14 protein-coding genes are annotated in these 17,693 nt (G+C 67.4%); 5 read left to right on the forward strand and 9 right to left on the reverse strand.

Annotated elements, in window-relative coordinates:
- Positions 1–39: 39 nt before the first annotated feature.
- Complete coding sequence (locus AC1PPK_RS07700; RefSeq protein ID WP_481117252.1) at positions 40–1,245, forward strand: DUF2252 domain-containing protein; 1,206 nt, start codon at positions 40–42, stop codon at positions 1,243–1,245.
- A 15-nt stretch (positions 1,246–1,260) separates the two neighbouring features.
- Here the strand turns inward: AC1PPK_RS07700 and AC1PPK_RS07705 are convergent, their stop codons facing one another.
- Positions 1,261–2,181, reverse strand: a complete 921-nt coding sequence (locus AC1PPK_RS07705; RefSeq protein ID WP_481117253.1) for an AraC family transcriptional regulator — start codon at positions 2,179–2,181, stop codon at positions 1,261–1,263.
- A gap of 271 nt (positions 2,182–2,452) precedes the next feature.
- Between AC1PPK_RS07705 and AC1PPK_RS07710 the strand changes: the two genes are divergently transcribed.
- The 4 genes from AC1PPK_RS07710 to AC1PPK_RS07725 all read left to right on the forward strand — a co-directional run bounded on the left by AC1PPK_RS07710 (position 2,453) and on the right by AC1PPK_RS07725 (position 6,806).
- Positions 2,453–2,911 (forward strand): (2Fe-2S)-binding protein, encoded by a 459-nt coding sequence (locus AC1PPK_RS07710; protein WP_481117254.1) that lies wholly within the window; start codon positions 2,453–2,455, stop codon positions 2,909–2,911.
- Positions 2,912–2,922: 11 nt separating this feature from the next.
- Positions 2,923–5,115, forward strand: coding sequence for a xanthine dehydrogenase family protein molybdopterin-binding subunit (locus tag AC1PPK_RS07715; protein WP_481117255.1), 2,193 nt, complete (start codon positions 2,923–2,925; stop codon positions 5,113–5,115).
- A 117-nt stretch (positions 5,116–5,232) separates the two neighbouring features.
- Positions 5,233–6,231, forward strand: a complete 999-nt coding sequence (locus tag AC1PPK_RS07720; protein WP_481117256.1) for an XdhC family protein — start codon at positions 5,233–5,235, stop codon at positions 6,229–6,231.
- A 2-nt stretch (positions 6,232–6,233) separates the two neighbouring features.
- Positions 6,234–6,806 carry a nucleotidyltransferase family protein gene (locus AC1PPK_RS07725; RefSeq protein WP_481117257.1) on the forward strand — a complete coding sequence of 191 codons (573 nt, stop codon included), beginning with the start codon at positions 6,234–6,236 and terminating at the stop codon, positions 6,804–6,806.
- Between the two features lie 9 nt (positions 6,807–6,815).
- Here the strand turns inward: AC1PPK_RS07725 and AC1PPK_RS07730 are convergent, their stop codons facing one another.
- The 8 genes from AC1PPK_RS07730 to AC1PPK_RS07765 form a co-directional block, all read right to left on the reverse strand.
- Positions 6,816–7,511, reverse strand: coding sequence for a DUF3334 family protein (locus AC1PPK_RS07730; protein ID WP_481117258.1), 696 nt, complete (start codon positions 7,509–7,511; stop codon positions 6,816–6,818).
- Positions 7,512–7,729: 218 nt separating this feature from the next.
- Positions 7,730–8,824 (reverse strand): M48 family metallopeptidase, encoded by a 1,095-nt coding sequence (locus tag AC1PPK_RS07735; protein WP_481117259.1) that lies wholly within the window; start codon positions 8,822–8,824, stop codon positions 7,730–7,732.
- 76 nt (positions 8,825–8,900) lie between these two features.
- The gene (locus tag AC1PPK_RS07740) at positions 8,901–9,704 is read right to left on the reverse strand and encodes a TIGR00266 family protein (RefSeq protein ID WP_481117260.1); all 804 of its coding nucleotides are present in this window, start codon (positions 9,702–9,704) and stop codon (positions 8,901–8,903) included.
- Between the two features lie 200 nt (positions 9,705–9,904).
- Complete coding sequence (locus AC1PPK_RS07745) at positions 9,905–11,293, reverse strand: sensor histidine kinase (protein WP_481117261.1); 1,389 nt, start codon at positions 11,291–11,293, stop codon at positions 9,905–9,907.
- A complete protein-coding gene (locus AC1PPK_RS07750) occupies positions 11,274–11,960 on the reverse strand; it encodes a response regulator (RefSeq protein ID WP_481117262.1) in 687 nt (228 codons plus the stop codon). The genes AC1PPK_RS07745 and AC1PPK_RS07750 overlap by 20 nt, the downstream gene beginning before the upstream one ends.
- A gap of 46 nt (positions 11,961–12,006) precedes the next feature.
- Positions 12,007–15,123: an efflux RND transporter permease subunit gene (locus AC1PPK_RS07755; RefSeq protein WP_481117263.1), complete on the reverse strand. Its 3,117-nt coding sequence runs from the start codon at positions 15,121–15,123 to the stop codon at positions 12,007–12,009.
- 12 nt (positions 15,124–15,135) lie between these two features.
- Positions 15,136–16,293, reverse strand: coding sequence for an efflux RND transporter periplasmic adaptor subunit (locus AC1PPK_RS07760; RefSeq protein ID WP_481117264.1), 1,158 nt, complete (start codon positions 16,291–16,293; stop codon positions 15,136–15,138).
- On the reverse strand, positions 16,290–17,552 hold the full coding sequence (locus AC1PPK_RS07765) for a TolC family protein (protein WP_481117265.1): 1,263 nt from the start codon (positions 17,550–17,552) through the stop codon (positions 16,290–16,292). The genes AC1PPK_RS07760 and AC1PPK_RS07765 overlap by 4 nt, the downstream gene beginning before the upstream one ends.
- Between the last annotated feature and the right edge of the window lie 141 nt (positions 17,553–17,693).

Consider the following 17,693-nt stretch of genomic DNA (forward strand, 5'->3'; position numbering starts at 1 on the left):
GTATGCTTGGCATGGCTCGATGAACATAAGGGATGGGATATGAGCGACGTCGTTGAACAGATCCTGGGCTTCAACGCAGGCCGGGACCCGGACCGCCTGGTCCTGAAGTACCGCAACATGCGGGAGAGTGCCTTCGTTTTCCTGCGCGGCACCTGCCACCTGTTCTACCAGCGCCTGCCGGATGAGCCGCTGTTTGCCACCGCGCCGCCGGTCTGGAGCTGCGGCGACCTGCACCTGCAGAACTTCGGCAGCTACAAGGGCGACAACCGGCTGGTCTACTTCGACCTCAACGATTTTGACGAAGCCGCGCTGGCACCGGCCAGCTGGGACCTGGTGCGCTGTCTGGCCAGCGTGCAGATCGGCGCCGCGTCGATGGAGGTGAAGAAGAAACAGGCCGCCGAGCTGTGCGACGGATTCCTCGATGCCTACCGGGCCACGCTGGTCGCCGGCAAGGCCGGCTGGGTCGAGCGCGACACTTCCAGCGGCCTGATCCGCCATCTCCTCGACGGCCTGCGCGGGCGGCTGCGGCCGGCCTTCCTGGATGGGCGGACGGTGCTCGAGGGCAAGCATCGCCAGCTGCGCCTGGACAATGGCAAGGCCTTGCCGGTCACTGACAAGCAGCGCGCCAAGGTCACCAAGCTGATTGGCGAACTGGCCGAATCCCAGGCCGATCCGGGCTTCTACGAAGTACTCGATGTGGCCAGACGGATTGCCGGCAACGGCAGCCTGGGAGTGGATCGCTTCGTGATCCTGGTCCGTGGCAAGGGCTCACCGGACGGCAACTACCTGCTCGACCTGAAGGAGGCATTACCCTCGTCGTTGGTGCCCTATTTGCAGACGCCGCAGCCGGCCTGGAAGTCCGAGGCGGAGCGGGTCGTCACCGTGCAACGGCGCATGCAGGCGGTGTCGATGGCTTTCCTGCAGCCGGTCAGAATGGGCAAGCGCTCCTACATCCTGCGCGGCCTGCAGCCGACCGAGGACCGGGTGACGCTGGAGGCGTCCCACACCGGCTTCGAGGCGATCCGCGGTGTCATCGGGACGATGGGCGCCATCGTCGCCAGCGCCCAACTGCGCAGTAGCGGGCGTAGCGGTTCGGCGATCGCCGACGCGCTCATCGACTTCGGTGCCGGCAAGTGGCGCAAGGCTTTGCTGGGCGCCGCCGACGAATGCAGTGACCGGTTGCGCAAGGACTGGAAGGTCTATTGCGAGGCCTACGACGATGGCGTGTTCAAGGTGCAGGGCTGACCTGCCCGGCGATGTTCAGCGCATCCGCGCGATGTCCCGCAGGGGCGGGGCGCCGAACAGGCGGCGGTATTCGCGGCTGAACTGGGATGGGCTTTCGTAGCCGACCCGGCGCGCCACGGTGGCGGCGTCGATGGCTTCGGTGAGCATCATCTTGCGGGCTTCCTGCAGGCGGATCTGCTTCTGGTACTGCAGCGGGCTCATCGCCGTCAGCGCCTTGAAGTGGTGATGCAGGGAAGACTTGCTCATGTTGACCGCATCGGCCAGCGCGTCGATGGATAAAGGCTGGTCGAAGTTGCCCTTGATCCAGTCGATGGCGCGGGCGGTGCGGTGGCCCTGGCTGTCGGTGGCAGCGATGCTGCGCAGGCGCTGGCCCTGGGCGCCGGTGAGCAGGCGGTAGAGCAGTTCCTGTTCGCGCAGCGGGGCCAGCACCGGGATGTCGTCCGGTGTGTCGAGCAGGTGCACCAGACGCAGGAAGGCGTCCATCACCGGTGTCGTGAGCGGACTGACGCCGAGGCCGAGCGCGCCGGCCCCCGGCGGCAGTGGTGCCAACTGCATGGAGCCGGCCAGTTCGGCGATCTTGCGTGGGTCCATGTCGAACACCGCGCACAGGTAGGGGCGTTCCGGCGAGGCCTCGGTGATCTGGCCGATCACCGGCAGATCCACCGACGTGATCAGGTAGTGCTGGCTGTCGTACTGGAAAGCCTCGTCGGCAAGGCTCAGGCGCTTGGAGCCCTGGGCTGCGACGGCCAGCACCGAGCGATAGACGGCACAGATCGGTGTGCTGGTGCTCGATGCGCGGAACAGGCTGAGGCCGTCGATCGGCGTCGGATTGGGGCCGTCAGCGGTGCAATATCGTTCAATCAGTGCGGCCAGCTCAAGGCGCGACGCGTCGAGCGCAAATGGGGCCGGCTGAGTGGAAATACCTGATTCGGTCATGGTTTGATCCTCCTGCCCAGGATGCCGAGGGTGTCGTCTTCTCCTTCGGGACGCAGCGGATGAGACACTATTCTGGATGATTGGGCAAGAATCTCACAGGATCTTGCAATGCCTTGTGGATGGGCTTCGGCTACATTTCCGCTCATGGTGGAAGGGTTTCCGCCGACCGCCAGGCGAATTTATCCGCTCCCGGCATGTCCATCGAAGCCTGTAGGCGAATCCGTTCGCCCCCCGAACACAGAACAATCCGGCAACCCCACGGAGATAGACCATGATCCAGCTGAATGTGAACGGCAAGCCTCAGCGCGCCGACGTCGACCCCGATACCCCGCTGTTGTGGACCCTGCGCGACTCGCTCCTCCTCACCGGCACCAAGTTCGGCTGCGGGGCCGGCCTGTGCGGTGCCTGTACCGTGCATGTGGATGGCCAGCCGACCCGCTCCTGCATTACGCCGGTGTCCAGCGTGGCGGGCAAGAAGATCACCACCATCGAGGCCGTCGACAACTCCCGCGTCGGCAAGGCCGTGCAGGATGCTTGGCGCAAGCTCGACGTGGTGCAGTGCGGCTACTGCCAGTCCGGCCAGATCATGAGCGCCGTGGGCCTGCTGAAGACCAAGAAGAACCCCACCGACGCCGACATCGACGCAGCGATGGCCGGCAACCTGTGCCGCTGCGGCACCTATGTGCGCATCCGCGCGGCCATCCACGAAGCCGCCAAGGCGCTGGCCTGAGGAGAGACGACATGACCCAAGCCATTCACAACCTCTCCCGTCGCCACTTCCTGCAAGGTTCCGCTGGCCTGACCCTCGGCCTGGCGCTGCCGGCCTTCGCCGCCAAGGGCGCCAGGACGGCTGCCGCCGGTTCTGCCGCGGCGTTCGAACCCACGCCTTTCCTGAGCATCGGCGCTGACAACTCGGTGACGGTGATCTCCAAGCACCTGGAAATGGGGCAGGGCACCTACACCGGCCTGGCGACCATCGTCGCCGAGGAGCTCGACGCCGCCTGGTCGCAGGTGCGTGTCGATGGCGCCCCGGCCGACGCCAAGCGCTACAACAACCTGGCCTTCGGCCCGATGCAGGGCACCGGCGGCAGCACCGCGATGGCCAATTCCTGGGAGCAGTTGCGCCAGACCGGCGCCGTGGCGCGTGCGATGCTCGTCGCAGCCGCCGCCAAGCGCTGGAACGTGCCGGCCGCCGAGATCAGCGTGCGTGACGGTGTTGTGTCCCACGCGGCCAGCAAGCGCAAGGCGACCTTCGGCGAACTGGCCGAAGCCGCCGCCACCGAGGCCGTGCCGGCCACCGTGCCCCTCAAGGACCCCAAGGATTTCCGCCTCGTCGGCAAGCACGCGCCGCGCAAGGACAGCTTCGCCAAGACCAACGGCAGCGCCCAATTCACCCAGGATGTGCACCTGCCGGGCATGCTGGTGGCCGTGGTTGCCCACCCGCCGCGCTTCGGCGGCAAGGTCAAATCCTTCGACGCCAGCAAGAGCAAGGCGATCAAGGGCGTCGTCGATGTGGTGGCGATTCCCAACGGCGTCGCGGTGCTCGCCAAGGACACCTGGAGCGCCAAGAAGGGCCGCGATGCACTCGCCGTCGAATGGGACGACAGCGCCGCCTTCAAGCTCGGCAGCGAGGAGATCTTCGCCCGCTACCATGAACTGGCCCAGACCCCCGGCCTGATCGCCCGCAAGGACGGCGACGGAGACGCAGCTCTGGCCGGTGCCGCCAAGGTCGTCAAGGCCAGCTACGACTTCCCCTACCTCGCCCATGCCGCGATGGAGCCGATGAACTGCGTCGTGCAATTCACCGGCGACAGCCTCGAAGTGTGGAACGGCGAGCAGTTCCAGACCGTGGACCAGGGCAACCTTGCCGCCATGTTCGGCCTGCCGCCGGAGAAGGTGAACATCCACATGCTGTACGCCGGCGGCAGCTTCGGCCGGCGTGCCTGCAAGGACTCCGACTACGTCAAGGAGGCCGCTTCCATCGTCAAGGCGGCGGGTACCCGCGCGCCGGTCAAGATGGTGTGGCTGCGCGAGGACGACATGAAGGGCGGCTACTATCGGCCCCAGTTCCACCATGCGATGGAGGCCGCGCTGAATGCCGACGGCTCGATTCGCGCCTGGCGCCATCGCTTGGTCGGCCAGTCCATCGCCAAGGGCTCGCCCTTCGAAGGCTTCATGATCAAGGACGGGGTCGACGGCCTGTCGGTGGAAGGCGCGGCGTCGCTGCCCTACGGCATTCCCAACCTGCAGGTGGAACTGCACACGCCCAGCGACATCACGGTGCCCATCCTGTGGTGGCGTTCGGTCGGCTCGACGCACACTGCCTATTCCACTGAGACCTTCATCGACCGGTTGGCGGCCGAATCGAAGCAGGACCCGGTGGCCCTGCGCCTCAAGCTGCTCGACAAGCATCCCCGCCATGCCGGCGTGCTGCGCCTGGCCGCCGAGAAGGCCGGCTGGGGCACGCCGCTGGCCAAGGGAAAGCCAGGCGAGCGTCGTGGTCGTGGCGTCGCGGTGCATGAGTCCTTCCACTCCTACGTGGCCCAGGTGGCCGAGGTGACGGTGCAGGCCGACGGCAGCGTGCGCGTGGATCGCGTCGTCACCGCGGTGGATTGCGGTGTGGCGATCAACCCGGACGTGATCCGCGCCCAGGTCGAAGGCTCGGTGGGCTTCGCGCTGTCGGCGGCGCTGCACGGCGAGATCACGCTCAAGGATGGCGTCGTCGAGCAGGGCAACTTCGGCGAGTACGCGCCGATCCGCATCAACGAGATGCCCAAGACCGAGGTGTACATCGTGCCGTCCGCCGAGAAGCCGACCGGCATTGGTGAGCCCGCCGTGCCGCCGGTGGCGCCGTCGGTGGCCAACGCGATCGCTGCTGCCACTGGCAAGTGGCTGACCCGTCTGCCTTTCCGCTCTGATGAGCTGAAGGCTTGAGCGTGTGGCCGGCCTCCCGGCGGGAGGCCGCGCCCGGCACTTTCGGGCCTGTGGAGCGAAGGTGAATGACATCGCCGCGACGGGGATCCGTGGCGGATCATGAGGAGGTTTGCATCAATGGACAGCCAGGATCTGCAGGTCCTCGCAGCGTTGCGTCGTTGGCGCGAGGAAGGGCATCGGGCTGCCCTCGTCACCGTCGCCCAGACCTGGGGCTCGGCGCCCCGCCCCGCTGGGGCCTGGATGGCCCTGCGGGACGACGGCCGGGTGCAGGGCTCGGTGTCCGGCGGCTGCATCGAGGACGACATGATCGCCCGCATGCTGGACGGGCGCATTGCCGGCAGCCAGCCCTTCGTGCTGCGCTACGGTGTGACGCGGGAAGAGGCCAACCGCTTCGGTTTGCCCTGTGGCGGAACGCTGGAGCTGGTCGTCGAGCCGGCGCCGGATGCGGCCCAGCTTGCCGAATTGGCCGCGCGCATCGAGGCCGGCCAGTTGGTGCGCCGGGAGATCGAGCTGGACAGCGGCGCGGTGCGCATCCTGGATGCCTGCCGCGGCGAAGCCCTGCTGTGGGACGGCCGCCGGTTGGGTACGATCCACGGCCCCCACTGGCGCCTGCTGATCATCGGTGCCGGGCAGATCGCCCGCTACCTGGCGCCGATGGCCCAGGCGCTTGACTACGCGGTGAGCGTCTGCGATCCGCGCGAGGAATACTCTGTCGAATGGGACGTGCCCGGCGCGCCGCTGGTGGCCGGCATGCCCGACGACGCGGTGCTGGCGATGGGGCCTGATCCTCACACTGCCATCGTCGCGCTGACCCACGACCCCAAGCTGGACGACATGGCCCTGCTGGAGGCCCTCAAGTCACCGGCCTTCTACGTCGGCGCGCTGGGCTCGCGGGTGAACAACGCTGCGCGCAAGGAGCGTTTGCTCAAGTATTTCGATCTGTCGGAAGGCGAGGTGGGACGCCTGCATGGGCCGATCGGCGTCTACATCGGCAGCCGCACGCCGCCGGAGATCGCGGTGTCCATCCTGGCCGAGATGACTGCCGTGAAGAACGGGGTGGTGGTGCCGCGGGCCGAAACGAGCACTGTCGTCAGCGCCGGCTGCGGCGTGCGTTAGCGGTGGCCGGCGAGATCGTCGGGCTGCTGCTGGCGGCCGGGCAGGGGCGGCGTTTCGGTGGCGACAAGCTGCTGCATCCGCTGCCCGACGGTATGCCGATCGCCGTGGCGGCGGCGCGCCAGCTGCGCGAAGCCTGTCCGCGGGTGATCGCGGTGCTGCGCCCGGAGCAGCGCGAACTGGCCGGGCTGCTGCAGACGGCAGGGCTGGAGACGGTCTTTTGCGCGGCGGCCGTGGACGGCATGGGCCACAGCCTGGCGGCGGCCGTGGCGGCCAGCATGGACGCGGCGGGTTGGGTGGTCGCGCTGGCCGACATGCCTTTCGTGCAACCTGACACGCTGCGCCGGGTCGTCGCTGCCATCAGAGGAGGTGCGGCGCTGGTGGCGCCCGTTTGCGCTGGGCGGCGCGGCCACCCAGTCGGTTTCGCGGCGCGCTGGCGGGATGAGCTGCTGGGCCTGGTCGGCGACGAGGGCGCGCGAGCCATCCTTGTTGCCCATAAGGCGGAACTGCTCGCCATCGAAACCGACGACGCGGGCTGCCTGCGCGACGTGGATACCCGCGCCGACCTGCCCGCCTGAAAATCCGGCTCAGAAGCCCAGGGACTTGAGCAGGTCGTCGTGGTCGTCGCCTCCGCCGTTGGCAGGGGCCGGAGTTGCTGCCGTCGGCGCTCCGTCGGCGGCGTCGATCAGCGCGTCCGGATCGGGGGCGTCCTGGGGCTCGAAGTCGTAGAGCTTGATGAACTCCGTGCGGTCGATCGCCAGTTCCAGGTAGAAGATGTTGTTGCGACCGGTGTAGAAGGTCACCCGGCGGGTTTCGGGCTGGTCCAGGTGGGTATCCACGCTGAGGACCACCTGCTTGTTGAGGACCAGCATCTTCGGCTGGTTCTGCGTGATGTGGGTCTGCAGCTCACGCCCGATCTGGCCGGTGAAGTCGCCGACGATCTGGTTCATCAGCTCGCCCATCACGTTGCTGACGTCGTCGGAGGTATAGGTGCTGGCCAGGTCTTCCTTCGCCATGCCCATGTTGAGCATGTAGCTCTCGTACAACTCCATCGCCGACTGGGCCGAGAAGTTGATGACCACCAGGCCGGAGAAGCCGCCGTCGAACAGCACGAAACAGCCGATATCCGGCTTCAGGCAGGTTTTGGTGATGCGCTGGACCATGCCCGAATAGCGGATCTGGCTCTGGGTGGCCACGCTGAGAACCTTGGTGACCGAGTTGCAGAGGCTCAACAGCAGGTCTTCGGTACCGAAGACGACGGGATGTTTTTCTTGCGTGCTCATGCTTTGGCGATGACCCCTATGGAATGAGCTGACTATGTTAGCGGACTTGCCTATTTGCAGCCGAACAGGCTGTGTGGGTTGTCCCGGTCGTCGCCGGAGCTGGGCCGGCGTGCCGAGTTCCTGCCCGGCGGGCTTGTAGAAGCTGTCTTCCCGGTAGGGGTAATGCAGCGGGTCGAAAATGTGCGCGTAGCCGTCGATCCTGGCTTCGTCAAAAATGCTCATGGTCGGGTGTCGGGCAAAGCCCGGCGGATGCTTTGCCAATCTACCGGGATGGGCTGGCTCGTGCCGGCCGGGTGGCTGGCCAGCGCCTCGCGCAGGCGCTCGATGCGTTCGGCGGTGGCCGGGTGGGTGGAGAAGATGGTCGGCACCGCCGAGGCGGCGCTGTTTTCGGTGCGTGCCAGTGTCTCGAAGAAACGCAGCATGCCCTGCGGGTCGATGCGGGCTTCAGCCAGGCGTTGCAGGCCGCGGGCGTCGGCTTCCCGTTCCGCGTCCCGCGAGAACTTCAGTTCGCCGAGATGCGCCCCCCAGCCGCCGAGGGCCCCGTAGTCGCCGAAGAGGGCGGACACGATGACCCGCAGACCAGCCGAGCGGACGATCTGGCGCAGGCTGTGGCGCAGCTCCACGTGGGCGATCTCATGAGCCAGCACGCCGGCCACGTCCTCCGCCGAGCTGGCCTGCTTCATCAGTCCCGAATACACCACCACCACGCCACCGGGTGCGGCGAAGGCGTTGATGTCCGGGCGTTCGGCCAGGTAGAAGCGCAGGTTTTCGCCAGGGCGGGCCAGGCGCTTGCCGATGAGCTGCAGCGCATCGACTGCCGGCCCCTGTTCGATCAGTTTGCTGTCGAGGCGGGTGCGGGCCAGCACCGCTTCGCCGATCTGATTCTCGATGGACGGCGGGATGTGTTCGACGACCCGGTCAGCCAGCGGCTCGACAGCCAGGAAGATGCCGGCGATGAGCAGCAGCGGCAGCAGGATCAGCGCTGTCACGCCGAGGCCGAAGCGCCGGTGGGTCTTGCGCTGGGCGTGCGTGCCGCTGGCGAACAGGGTCGGCGCGGCGGCACGCAGCGGTGCGATGGCCGCGTCGGCGACGATCAGCAGGTGATCGCCGCCCTCGCCGGGCCAGGCGATCGCCCACTGGCTGTGGTTGAAGCCCCGTGCCTCGGCCCGTAGCGCAGCGGCGCGTATGCGCAGCGGCTCGGAATCCTCGGGGGCGACGAGTAGGTGCCCGCCCTCCCAGTACAGTAGCGCCGGGTGACCATGGGCATCGCCGCCGGCTGGGTAGTAGCGGGCAGAAATTGGCGCCTCACTCACGGGAACACTCTCCTGCCGCTACGCGACATCCTCCCCACGGGAGGGCAGAGGCTGCCTGCGGACGGCCGGGCGGCGTTCAATCGTCGTCGCCGAGCAGGGAGCCGAGGCCGATGCCGCCGAGCAGCGAGGTGCTTTCCTTGCCGCCGCCACCGGCTACGACGCGGGAGGCCATCACGATGCGGTCGGCCATGCGCGACAGGGGCAGGGACTGCAGCCATACTTTGCCGGGGCCGGTGAGGGTGGCGAAGAAGAGGCCTTCTCCTCCGAACAGGGCGGTCTTGATCTTGCCGGCGTACTGAATGTCGAAATCGACGCTGGGCTGAAAGGCCACCACGCAGCCGGTGTCCACGCGCAGGGTTTCGCCGGGGGCGAGGGTCTTTTCGAGCAGAGTGCCGCCGGCATGGATGAAGGCCATGCCGTCGCCGTCCAGCTTTTGCATGATGAAGCCTTCGCCGCCGAACAGGCCGACGCCGATCTTCTTCTGGAAGGCGATGCCGAGGGACACGCCTTTGGCGGCGGCAAGGAAGGAGTCCTTCTGGCAGATCAGCGTGCCACCGACCGTGGACAGGTCCACCGGCACGATCTTGCCCGGGTAGGGGGCGGCGAAGGCGACCCGGCGCTTGCCGCTGCCTTCGTTGTGATAAATGGTGGTGAACAGGCTCTCGCCGGTCAGCAGGCGCTTGCCGGCGCCGAGCAGCTTGCCGAACAGGCCACTCTGCTGGGCCGAGCCGTCACCGAAGATGGTGTCCATCTGGATGCCGTCCTGCATGTACATCATCACGCCGGCTTCGCCAACGGCGGCCTCGCCCGGGTCGAGCTCCACCTCGACGTACTGCATTTCGTTCCCGAAAATTTCGTAATCGACGACATCCATGGCCATGCTGGGGGTCTCCATCCTGTAGCGGTAAGGGGTACGCAAGGGCGCAAGCCGTGCTGTGCGTATTCGGCGCATACGGTACGGGTAAGGACGCTATCTTTCAATGCCCGTTTTGCATGGCAATGAAAATGCTGCTGGTGTGGCAGTGGGCCGATCGGCGGCGAGGGCAGATTTCTCCGTGCCGCGGGGGGCCTGTTGAGGGCTCAGGCGGCGGGCTGGCTGCCCGGCAGGCGTACCTGCAGGCGGGCGCCTCGTTCTCCGGTGGGATTGAGGGCGTGGACTTCGCCGCCAAAGCCGCGGGCTATCTCGCGCACGATGGCCAGGCCCAGGCCGCTGCCCTGACCGCCGGTGCCCGGCAGGCGGAAGAAGCGCTCGAAGATGCTCTCGCGGGCCGCCAGCGGGATGCCGGGGCCGTTGTCTTCGACCTCAATGAAGACATCGTGGTCCTGTTGCCGGCAGCGGATCGTCACTTCCCCGTCGGCGGGCGTGTAATGGACGGCGTTGATCACGAGGTTGGCGATGGCTTCGCCGAGCAGCAGGCTGTCCCCCCTGACGCAGGCCGGCTGCAGCTCGAAACCCAGGTCGATGCGGTGGGTCTCGGCGAGGCGGATCCACTCCGGGCTGCGTTCGCGGATCAGCTCCGGTACGTCGATGGGGGCTGCCAGGTCGGCGTGCCGGCCGCTGGGTTCCGCCGACAGCAGCACAAGCATCTGGTTGACGAGGTGGCCGAGGCGCTCGATGGCGCTGATGCACTGGCTGCAACGGGCGGCCCGCGCATCGGCATCGGTTTCCCGCTGCAGCAGTTCAAGCTGGGTGCGGACGCCGGCCAGCGGGGTGCGCAGTTGGTGGGCGGCGTTGGCAACGAAGCGCTGCTGGGCGGCAGCGGCCTGGTCCAGGCGGTCTAGCACGAGGTTGAATTCTTCGACGAGGGGGCGGATCTCGGTCGGCGCGGAGTCCGAGTCCAGCGGTTGCAGCGCGCGGTGCCCCATGCGCTTGAGCGCGGCACGGATGTCCTCCACCGGCAACAGGGCGTGGCGAATGCCAAACCAGATGGTGAGCCCGGTGGCGCCGGCGAAGAAGAGCAGCGGCAGGACCAGCGCGAAAGTCAGGTCCACGCGCAACTGGTCGCGCTTGTGGGTGGTTTCGGCAGTGACGAAGAGAAAGGACTCGCCGTCGATGGTCCGGCGCAGCGTGCTGACGCGGATCGGGTGGCCGCGGAAGTGGGAGTCGAAATTGATGCGCTCCTCGCCGTCGGATTCGCTGCTGTCATCATCGCCGGACGCGGCGTGGGGCAGGCCAATGTCGCCGGCGATGAAGCGCTGATTGGGGCCGAGCACCAGGAAGTAGACTTCGTCCACCCGGTCGGTACGCAGCACCTGCTCGGCGGCGGCCGGAAAGACGAAGTTGGGTTCGCCGCCGATGACCTCCAGGTGGGGTACAAGGGCCAGGCCGGCATCGGCCAGGGCCTGGTCGAAGGCTTCCACGGCCGGCTGGTGGATCAGGTGGTAGGCCAGCGGCAGAAAGGTAACGACGGCAAGCCCGGCCGGCAGCAGCAGCCAGAGCAGCAGTGCCTTACGCAGGCTTCGCGTCATGGGGCATGTCTTCGAGCATGTAGCCCAGCCCGCGCACGGTGCGGATACGGATGCCCGCCGGTTCGAGCTTGGTGCGCAGGCGGGAGACATACACCTCGACGGCGTTCTCGCTCATGTCCTCATCCCACGAGCACACGGCGGCGACGATGCGCTCCTTGCTGAGGACGCGTTCCAGATTGTCGAGCAGGAAGGTAAGGATCGCCCATTCCCGCTGAGGTAGTTCCAGCGGCTGGTTGTTCAGCCAGGCCCGGTGGGCTTCTTCGTCGAGAGCGAGGGGGCCGAATTCGCGCCGTGCGCTGCCCTGGCCACGGCTGCGCCGGGCCAGCGCATTGATGCGGGCAAGCAGTTCGACAGCCGCGAAGGGCTTGGTGAGGTAGTCGTCGGCGCCCAGGTTGAGGCCGCGCACGCGTTCGTTGAGGGCGTCGCGGGCGGTCAGCATCAGCACATGGATCGGATTGTGGCGGGCCCGCAGGCGGCTCAGCAACTCCAGCCCGTCCATGCCGGGCAAGCCGATGTCGAGCACCAGCAGGTCGAACTTCTCGGCGGCAAGCGCGGCTTCCGCCAGTTCGGCGGTGCCCACGTAATCGGTGGTGAAGCCCGCACCGCGCAGTAGTTGTGCAACGCCATCGGCCAGCAGGGGGTCGTCTTCGACAATGAGGATGCGCATGGTAGGTCTGTTTGTCGGTGAAGGTCGGGCTGTTTGAGTGGGGGCCTCAGCCTTCGTGGCCGTTCTGGTTGCCGTTCTGGCCGCCGTCCTTGGGGCCGCCGAAGGACAACAGCACGGGCAGCAGCAACAGCGTGAAAATCGTGGCGCTGACGATGCCGCCGACGATCACGACCGCGAAGGGGCGCTGGGTTTCCGAGCCGATGCCGTGGGACAGGGCTGCCGGCAGCAGACCGAGGCCGGCCATCAAGGCTGTCATCACGATCGGACGCAGGCGCAGCATCGCGCCGTCGAGGATGGCCTCGGTGCGGGTAGCGCCGCGGCGGGCGATCTCTATGACCTGTTCGACCATGATCACGCCGTTCTGTACCGAGATGCCGGCTACGGCGATGAAGCCCACTGCCGCCGACACCGACAGGTGCAGGCCGGCAATGCCCAGCCCGGCGAAGCCGCCGATCAGCGTGAAGGGCACCATCGCCAGCACCAGCAGGGCCGGGCGGATGTCTTTGAAGGCCCAGAACAGCAGCGAGAAGATCGCCCCGAGGGTGATCGGCACGATGACTTTCAGGCGCGCCATGGCGCGCTGCTGGTTCTCGAACTGACCGCCCCAGGTGACGGAGTAGCCGGCCGGGAGGGAGACTTCGGCGGCGACCTTCTGCTGGGCTTCGGCGACGAAGCTGCCCTGGTCGCGGCCGCGCAGGTTGGCCTTGACGATCACGTTACGGCTGCCGGCTTCGCGCTGGATGCGCGAGGCGCCCTGGCGCAGCTCGATGTCGGCAAGATCGCCGAGGGGGACGCTGCCCTTGCCGTCGGGCAGGGCCACGGGAAGATGGGCGATGTCGTCCACCTGGTCGCGGTATTGCGGGCCGAAGCGCAGCGTTACGTCGTAGCGCCGTTCGCCGTCGTAGTACACGTTGACCGCGGTGCCGCCGAGGGCGGTCTGGATCATCGCATTCACATCGTTCACCAGGATGCCGTAGCGGGCCAGGGCTTCGCGCTGCAGGCGGATGTCCACCTCGCTCTGGCCGCCGACCGGCAGGGCCGCCACGTCGGCGGAACCCTGGATGTGGTTGAGGACCGTGGCGATTTCCTGGCCCTTGGCTTCCAGCACCTGCAGGTTGGGGCCGAAGACCTTGACCGCCAGTTCGCCCTTGGCTCCGGATAGGGATTCCTCCACGTTGTCCTCGATGACCTGCGAGAAGTTGGACGGCAGGCCGGGAATGGTCGCCAACTTGGCGGCCATGCTGTCCACCATCGAGTCCTTGCTGGCGAAGCGCCATTCGCCGTGGGGCTTGAGGTCGGCGAGAATTTCCAGGTTGTTGGGGCCCTTCGGGTCGGTGCCGTCGTCGGGGCGGCCGACCTGGGTGATCACCGCCTTCACCTCCGGGTAGCTCAGCAGGATATTCCGGACCTTGCGCTCGATCTCCTTGGTGTTGGTCAGCGAGGAGGACTGGGGCAGGGTAACCGTCAGCCAGATGTTGCCTTCGTCGAGCTTGGGCAGGAATTCGGAGCCGAGCAGCGGCGCCAGCGCCAGTGCGACGACCAGCGAGATGCCGGACAGGCCGATGGTCACTGCCCGGTGGGATTGCAGGCGCACCAGCAGATCACGGTAGCTGTGCTGCAGCTTGTGCAGCCAGGCGCTTTCCTTCTCGGCCATGTCCTTGTTGAGGGCGAAGGACAGCAGCGTCGGCACTAGCGACAGGGTCAGGATCAGGCCACCGAGCAGCGCGAAGGACAGGGTCAGCGCCACCGGCGTGAAGATGCGCCCTTCGACGCGTTGGAAGGTGAAGATAGGCAGGAAGGCGACGATGATGATGGCCTTGGAGAACAAGATCGGCGAACCCAGCTCGATGCAGGTCTGCTTGAGGGCGTGGATGCGCCGGCCGACCGGCGAGGTGATGCCGTGGTGCTCGGTACGGGCATCGAAGGCCAGGCGCACCATCAGGGCTTCCACCATCACCACCGCGCTGTCGATGATGACGCCGAAGTCCACCGCACCGAGGGAAATGAGGTTGGCCGACACGCCCAGCGCGTGCATCAAAATAAAGGCGAACAGCAGGGACAGCGGGATGACCGCCGCGACGATGACGGCCGCCCGCAGGTTGCGCAGGAAGATCAGCAGGATCGCGGTGACCAGCACTGCGCCGACCAGCAGGTTCTCGCCGACGGTGGAGACGGTGTGGCCGATCAGCTCGGTGCGCTGGTAGATCGGGCGGACTTTGTAGCCTTCCGGCAGGCGCGCGTTGACTTCGTCCACCTTGGCGCGCAAGGCTTCGACGACCTTGGCGGCGTTGCCGCCCTTGGTCATCTGAACGATGCCTTCGATGACGTCGTCGTGGTCGTTGAAGGCGACGATGCCCGAGCGCGGACGCGCGCCGGCGACCACTTCGGCGACGTCGCTGATGCGTACCGGTTTGCCGTCGCGGGCCACCACGACCACATCGCGGACGTCGTCGAGGTTGTTGAAGAGGCCCAGCGAACGCACCACCAGTGCTTCGTCGCCGCGGCGCAGCAGGCCGCCGCTGCCGTTGCCGCTGGCGCCCGTCAGGGCTTTGCTGACGTCGTCGAGGCTGACGCCGTACTTGCGCAGCAGGTCGGGTTCGATGCGTACCTGCACCTCGCGGATCGAGCCGCCGAAACTCACCACGTCGGCGATGCCCGGTACGATGCGCAGGGCCGGGCGGATGGTCCAGTCCTGGATGGCGCGGACTTCTTCCTGGGAGGCGCCCGGCGGCGAGTCCAGCACATAGCGGTAGATCTCGCCGACGGCGGTGGTCAGCGGGGCCAGCGTGGGCTGCACGCCCGGCGGCAGATTGACGGTCTGCAGGCGCTCCAGCACCTGCTGGCGGGCGAAGTAGTCGGCGGTCTTCTCGTTGAAGGTGAGGGTGACCACCGACAGGCCGGTGATCGACACCGAGCGCAGCTGGGTCATGCCCGGCACGCCGCTCATCTCGCGCTCGATCGGCAGCGTGACGGTGCGCTCGACCTCTTCCGGTGCCTGGCCGATGGCCTGGGTGACGACCTGGACCTGCACGTCCTGTACGTCAGGGAAGGCCTCGATGGAGATCTGGCTAAAGGAATACAGGCCGTAGATGAGCAGGGCCAGCGCGGCGATGATGACGAAGGCGCGCTGGCGCAGGACTGCAGTGATGATGGAGTCGAACATGCCGGGGCGTCCTTAGCGGGAGCTGCTGGCCAGTTCGGCGTTGAGGAGCAGGGCGCCGACGCCGACCACCTTCTCGCCAGCCTTGATGCCCTGCCAGACATAGGCGTAGCTGCGGGTCTGCACCGCCAGCGTCACTTCCCGCTTCTCGAAGACGCCGGTCTCCCGTTCGACGAACACGTAGTTCTTGACGCCTTCCACCAGCAGCGAGCCGGTCGGAATCTTCGGCAGTTCGCCCTGGTTGTCGGCGAGGATGCCGACCTTGGCGTACATCTCGGGCTTCAGCAAGCCTTCCTTGTTGTCGACGGCGACCCGCGCCTGCACGCGGCGGGTCTGCGGGTCGAGGGTCGGCGCGACGCGCACGACCTTGCCTTCGAAGCTGCGGTGCGGGTACGCGGATACTTCGACCTGGGCGGACTTGCCAACGGTGACCAGCGGCAGATCACGCTCCGGAACATCGACGAGGACCGACAGGCGGCTCATGTCCGTGATCACGAACAGCGGCTCGTCGGCGTCGGGGCGGACTTCCATCGCCGGGTTGATGCGGCGGGTGGCGACGATGCCGGCAATCGGTGCGCGCAACACGTAGCGCTCGCCGCCCTGGGCGGCGCCGCTGCCCGGCGTCAGGTTGGCGAGGCGCAGGCGGGCCCGTTCGACCTCCGCCTGGGCCTGATGCCAGTCGGATTGGGCGGCCTCGAGATCGCGCTTGGGAACGACTTCGGCATCGAAAAGACTCTTGCTGCGTTCGAACGCGGCTTTCTTCTGGTGGGCATCGGCCTGGGCCTTGGCCAGATCGGCGGCGGCGGTGCCCAGCTCGGGCGCGTCAAGAACGGCCAGCACCTGACCGGCCTTGACCTGGTCGCCGATGTTGGCGTGGATCTCCAGGACACGGCCGGCGATCGGTGCGAACAGGCGGGCAGTGGCGTTCTCGTCGTAGGCGACGCGGGCGGCCAGGGGTTCGTCCAGCGGTACCGGCGCCACTTCGGCCCGTTCGACCTTGATCTGGGCCAACTGCGGGGCGGCGGTCGGGAAGCGCAGTACGCCGGGTTCGGCCGACGGTTTCATGACCACCGGTTCGGAGGTGGCTTCTTCGGTGCCGTTGTGGAAATACACATAGGCGCCGCCGGCGGCGGCAGCCACTGCCAGGGCGATGACGATCAGTCGGGTTTTCATTGCGGGGTGTCTCCGGCCAGGCGCAGCAGCATGGCGGCGCGGGCGAGGTCGGCGCGGGCCTGGATGGCCTCGATGCGGGTGGCGCGCAAGGTGCGCTGGGTGTCGAGATAGTCGGTGAGGCTCATGCCGCCTTTCTGGATGGCGATGTCGGCGCCGCGCGCGGCCCGTTCGGCGGCCGGCAGCACGACGTCGCGAATGCGGGTGAAGCGCGCTGCGCTGGCGGCCTGTTCGGCGCGCAGGCGGGTCTGCTCGCTGCTGACGCCGGCCTGGGTGGCGACGAGTTGCTGTTCGGCGGCAATGTAATCGGCTTCGCTCTTGGCGATGTCGCCGCGGTAGTCGTAGCCGAGGAACAGCGGGATGGACACGCTGAGACCGTAGGCGTTTTCGGGAACCGTACTGTTCGGATTGACCGGCGTGTGTTCGTACTGCACGCCGATCGACACGTCGCGGGTGCGCTGGGCGCGGGCCACGTCGCGCATTGCGTTGGCCTGTTCTACGCGCTGACGGGCGGCCACGACGTCGTAGCGCTCGCCTGCGTTCGATGCCCCCGGGGCCGGCAGGGCGTCGGCCCCGGGCCACTCGTCGGTGGTGTCCACGCGATCGGCGGGGACCCGGTTGCCGAGCAGCTGCGCCAGCGTGACGCGGGCGCGGGACAGGTCCAGCTCGGCCTGCACGGCGTCGTTGGCGACGCGGGCGGCATCGGCGGCGAAGCGGGCCACGTCCACCCCGGCCAGGTCGCCGGCCTTGCCCCGCAGGTCGGCGGCGTCGGCGGCGCGGCGGGCGAGGGCCGCGTTCTCGTCGGCGATGCGGCGGATCTCGCGGGCCGCGCGCAGATCGAGCCAGGCATTGGCCAGGTCGATGCGGGCCAGGCGGATGGTGTTGTCCAGGTCAGCCTGGGTGGCAGTCAGGTTGTTTTCAGCGGCGCGCAGGCGCAGCGCGCGCTTGTCGCCGCGCTCGAACACCTGGTCGATGCGCACGACGTTGTCGGTGGGGCGTTTCCAGTAACCGCCGCTACCCTTCGCGCCGGGATCGACGGAGGTGGCTCCGACGGTCAGTTGCGGGTTCGGTCGAGCCGCCGCGATGTCGATGCCGGCACGGGCGCCGGCGAGTGACGCGCGGGCCTGGACGATGGCCGGATTGGCCTCCAGCAGCAGGCGGTCAGCGTCGGCAAGGCCCAGGGGCTGGATGTCGGCGGCCTGCACCAGGCAGGGGAGAGGCAACGCAAGGGCGGCCAGGATGAAGCAGGAACGGGAACGCATGCCGGAATTCGGGATGGGACAGTGACCTCAGTCTAGAAAGACTTTCTGTCGATGAACTTACTTTTTTCTTGCACAAAGCTTGCAGTGCGTTTCCTGGCGAAGGCCGTGTTCCGCATATGAAGGAAGTGAAAAAGCTGCGCA

This window comes from Zoogloea sp. JDB1 (genome assembly GCF_056724025.1).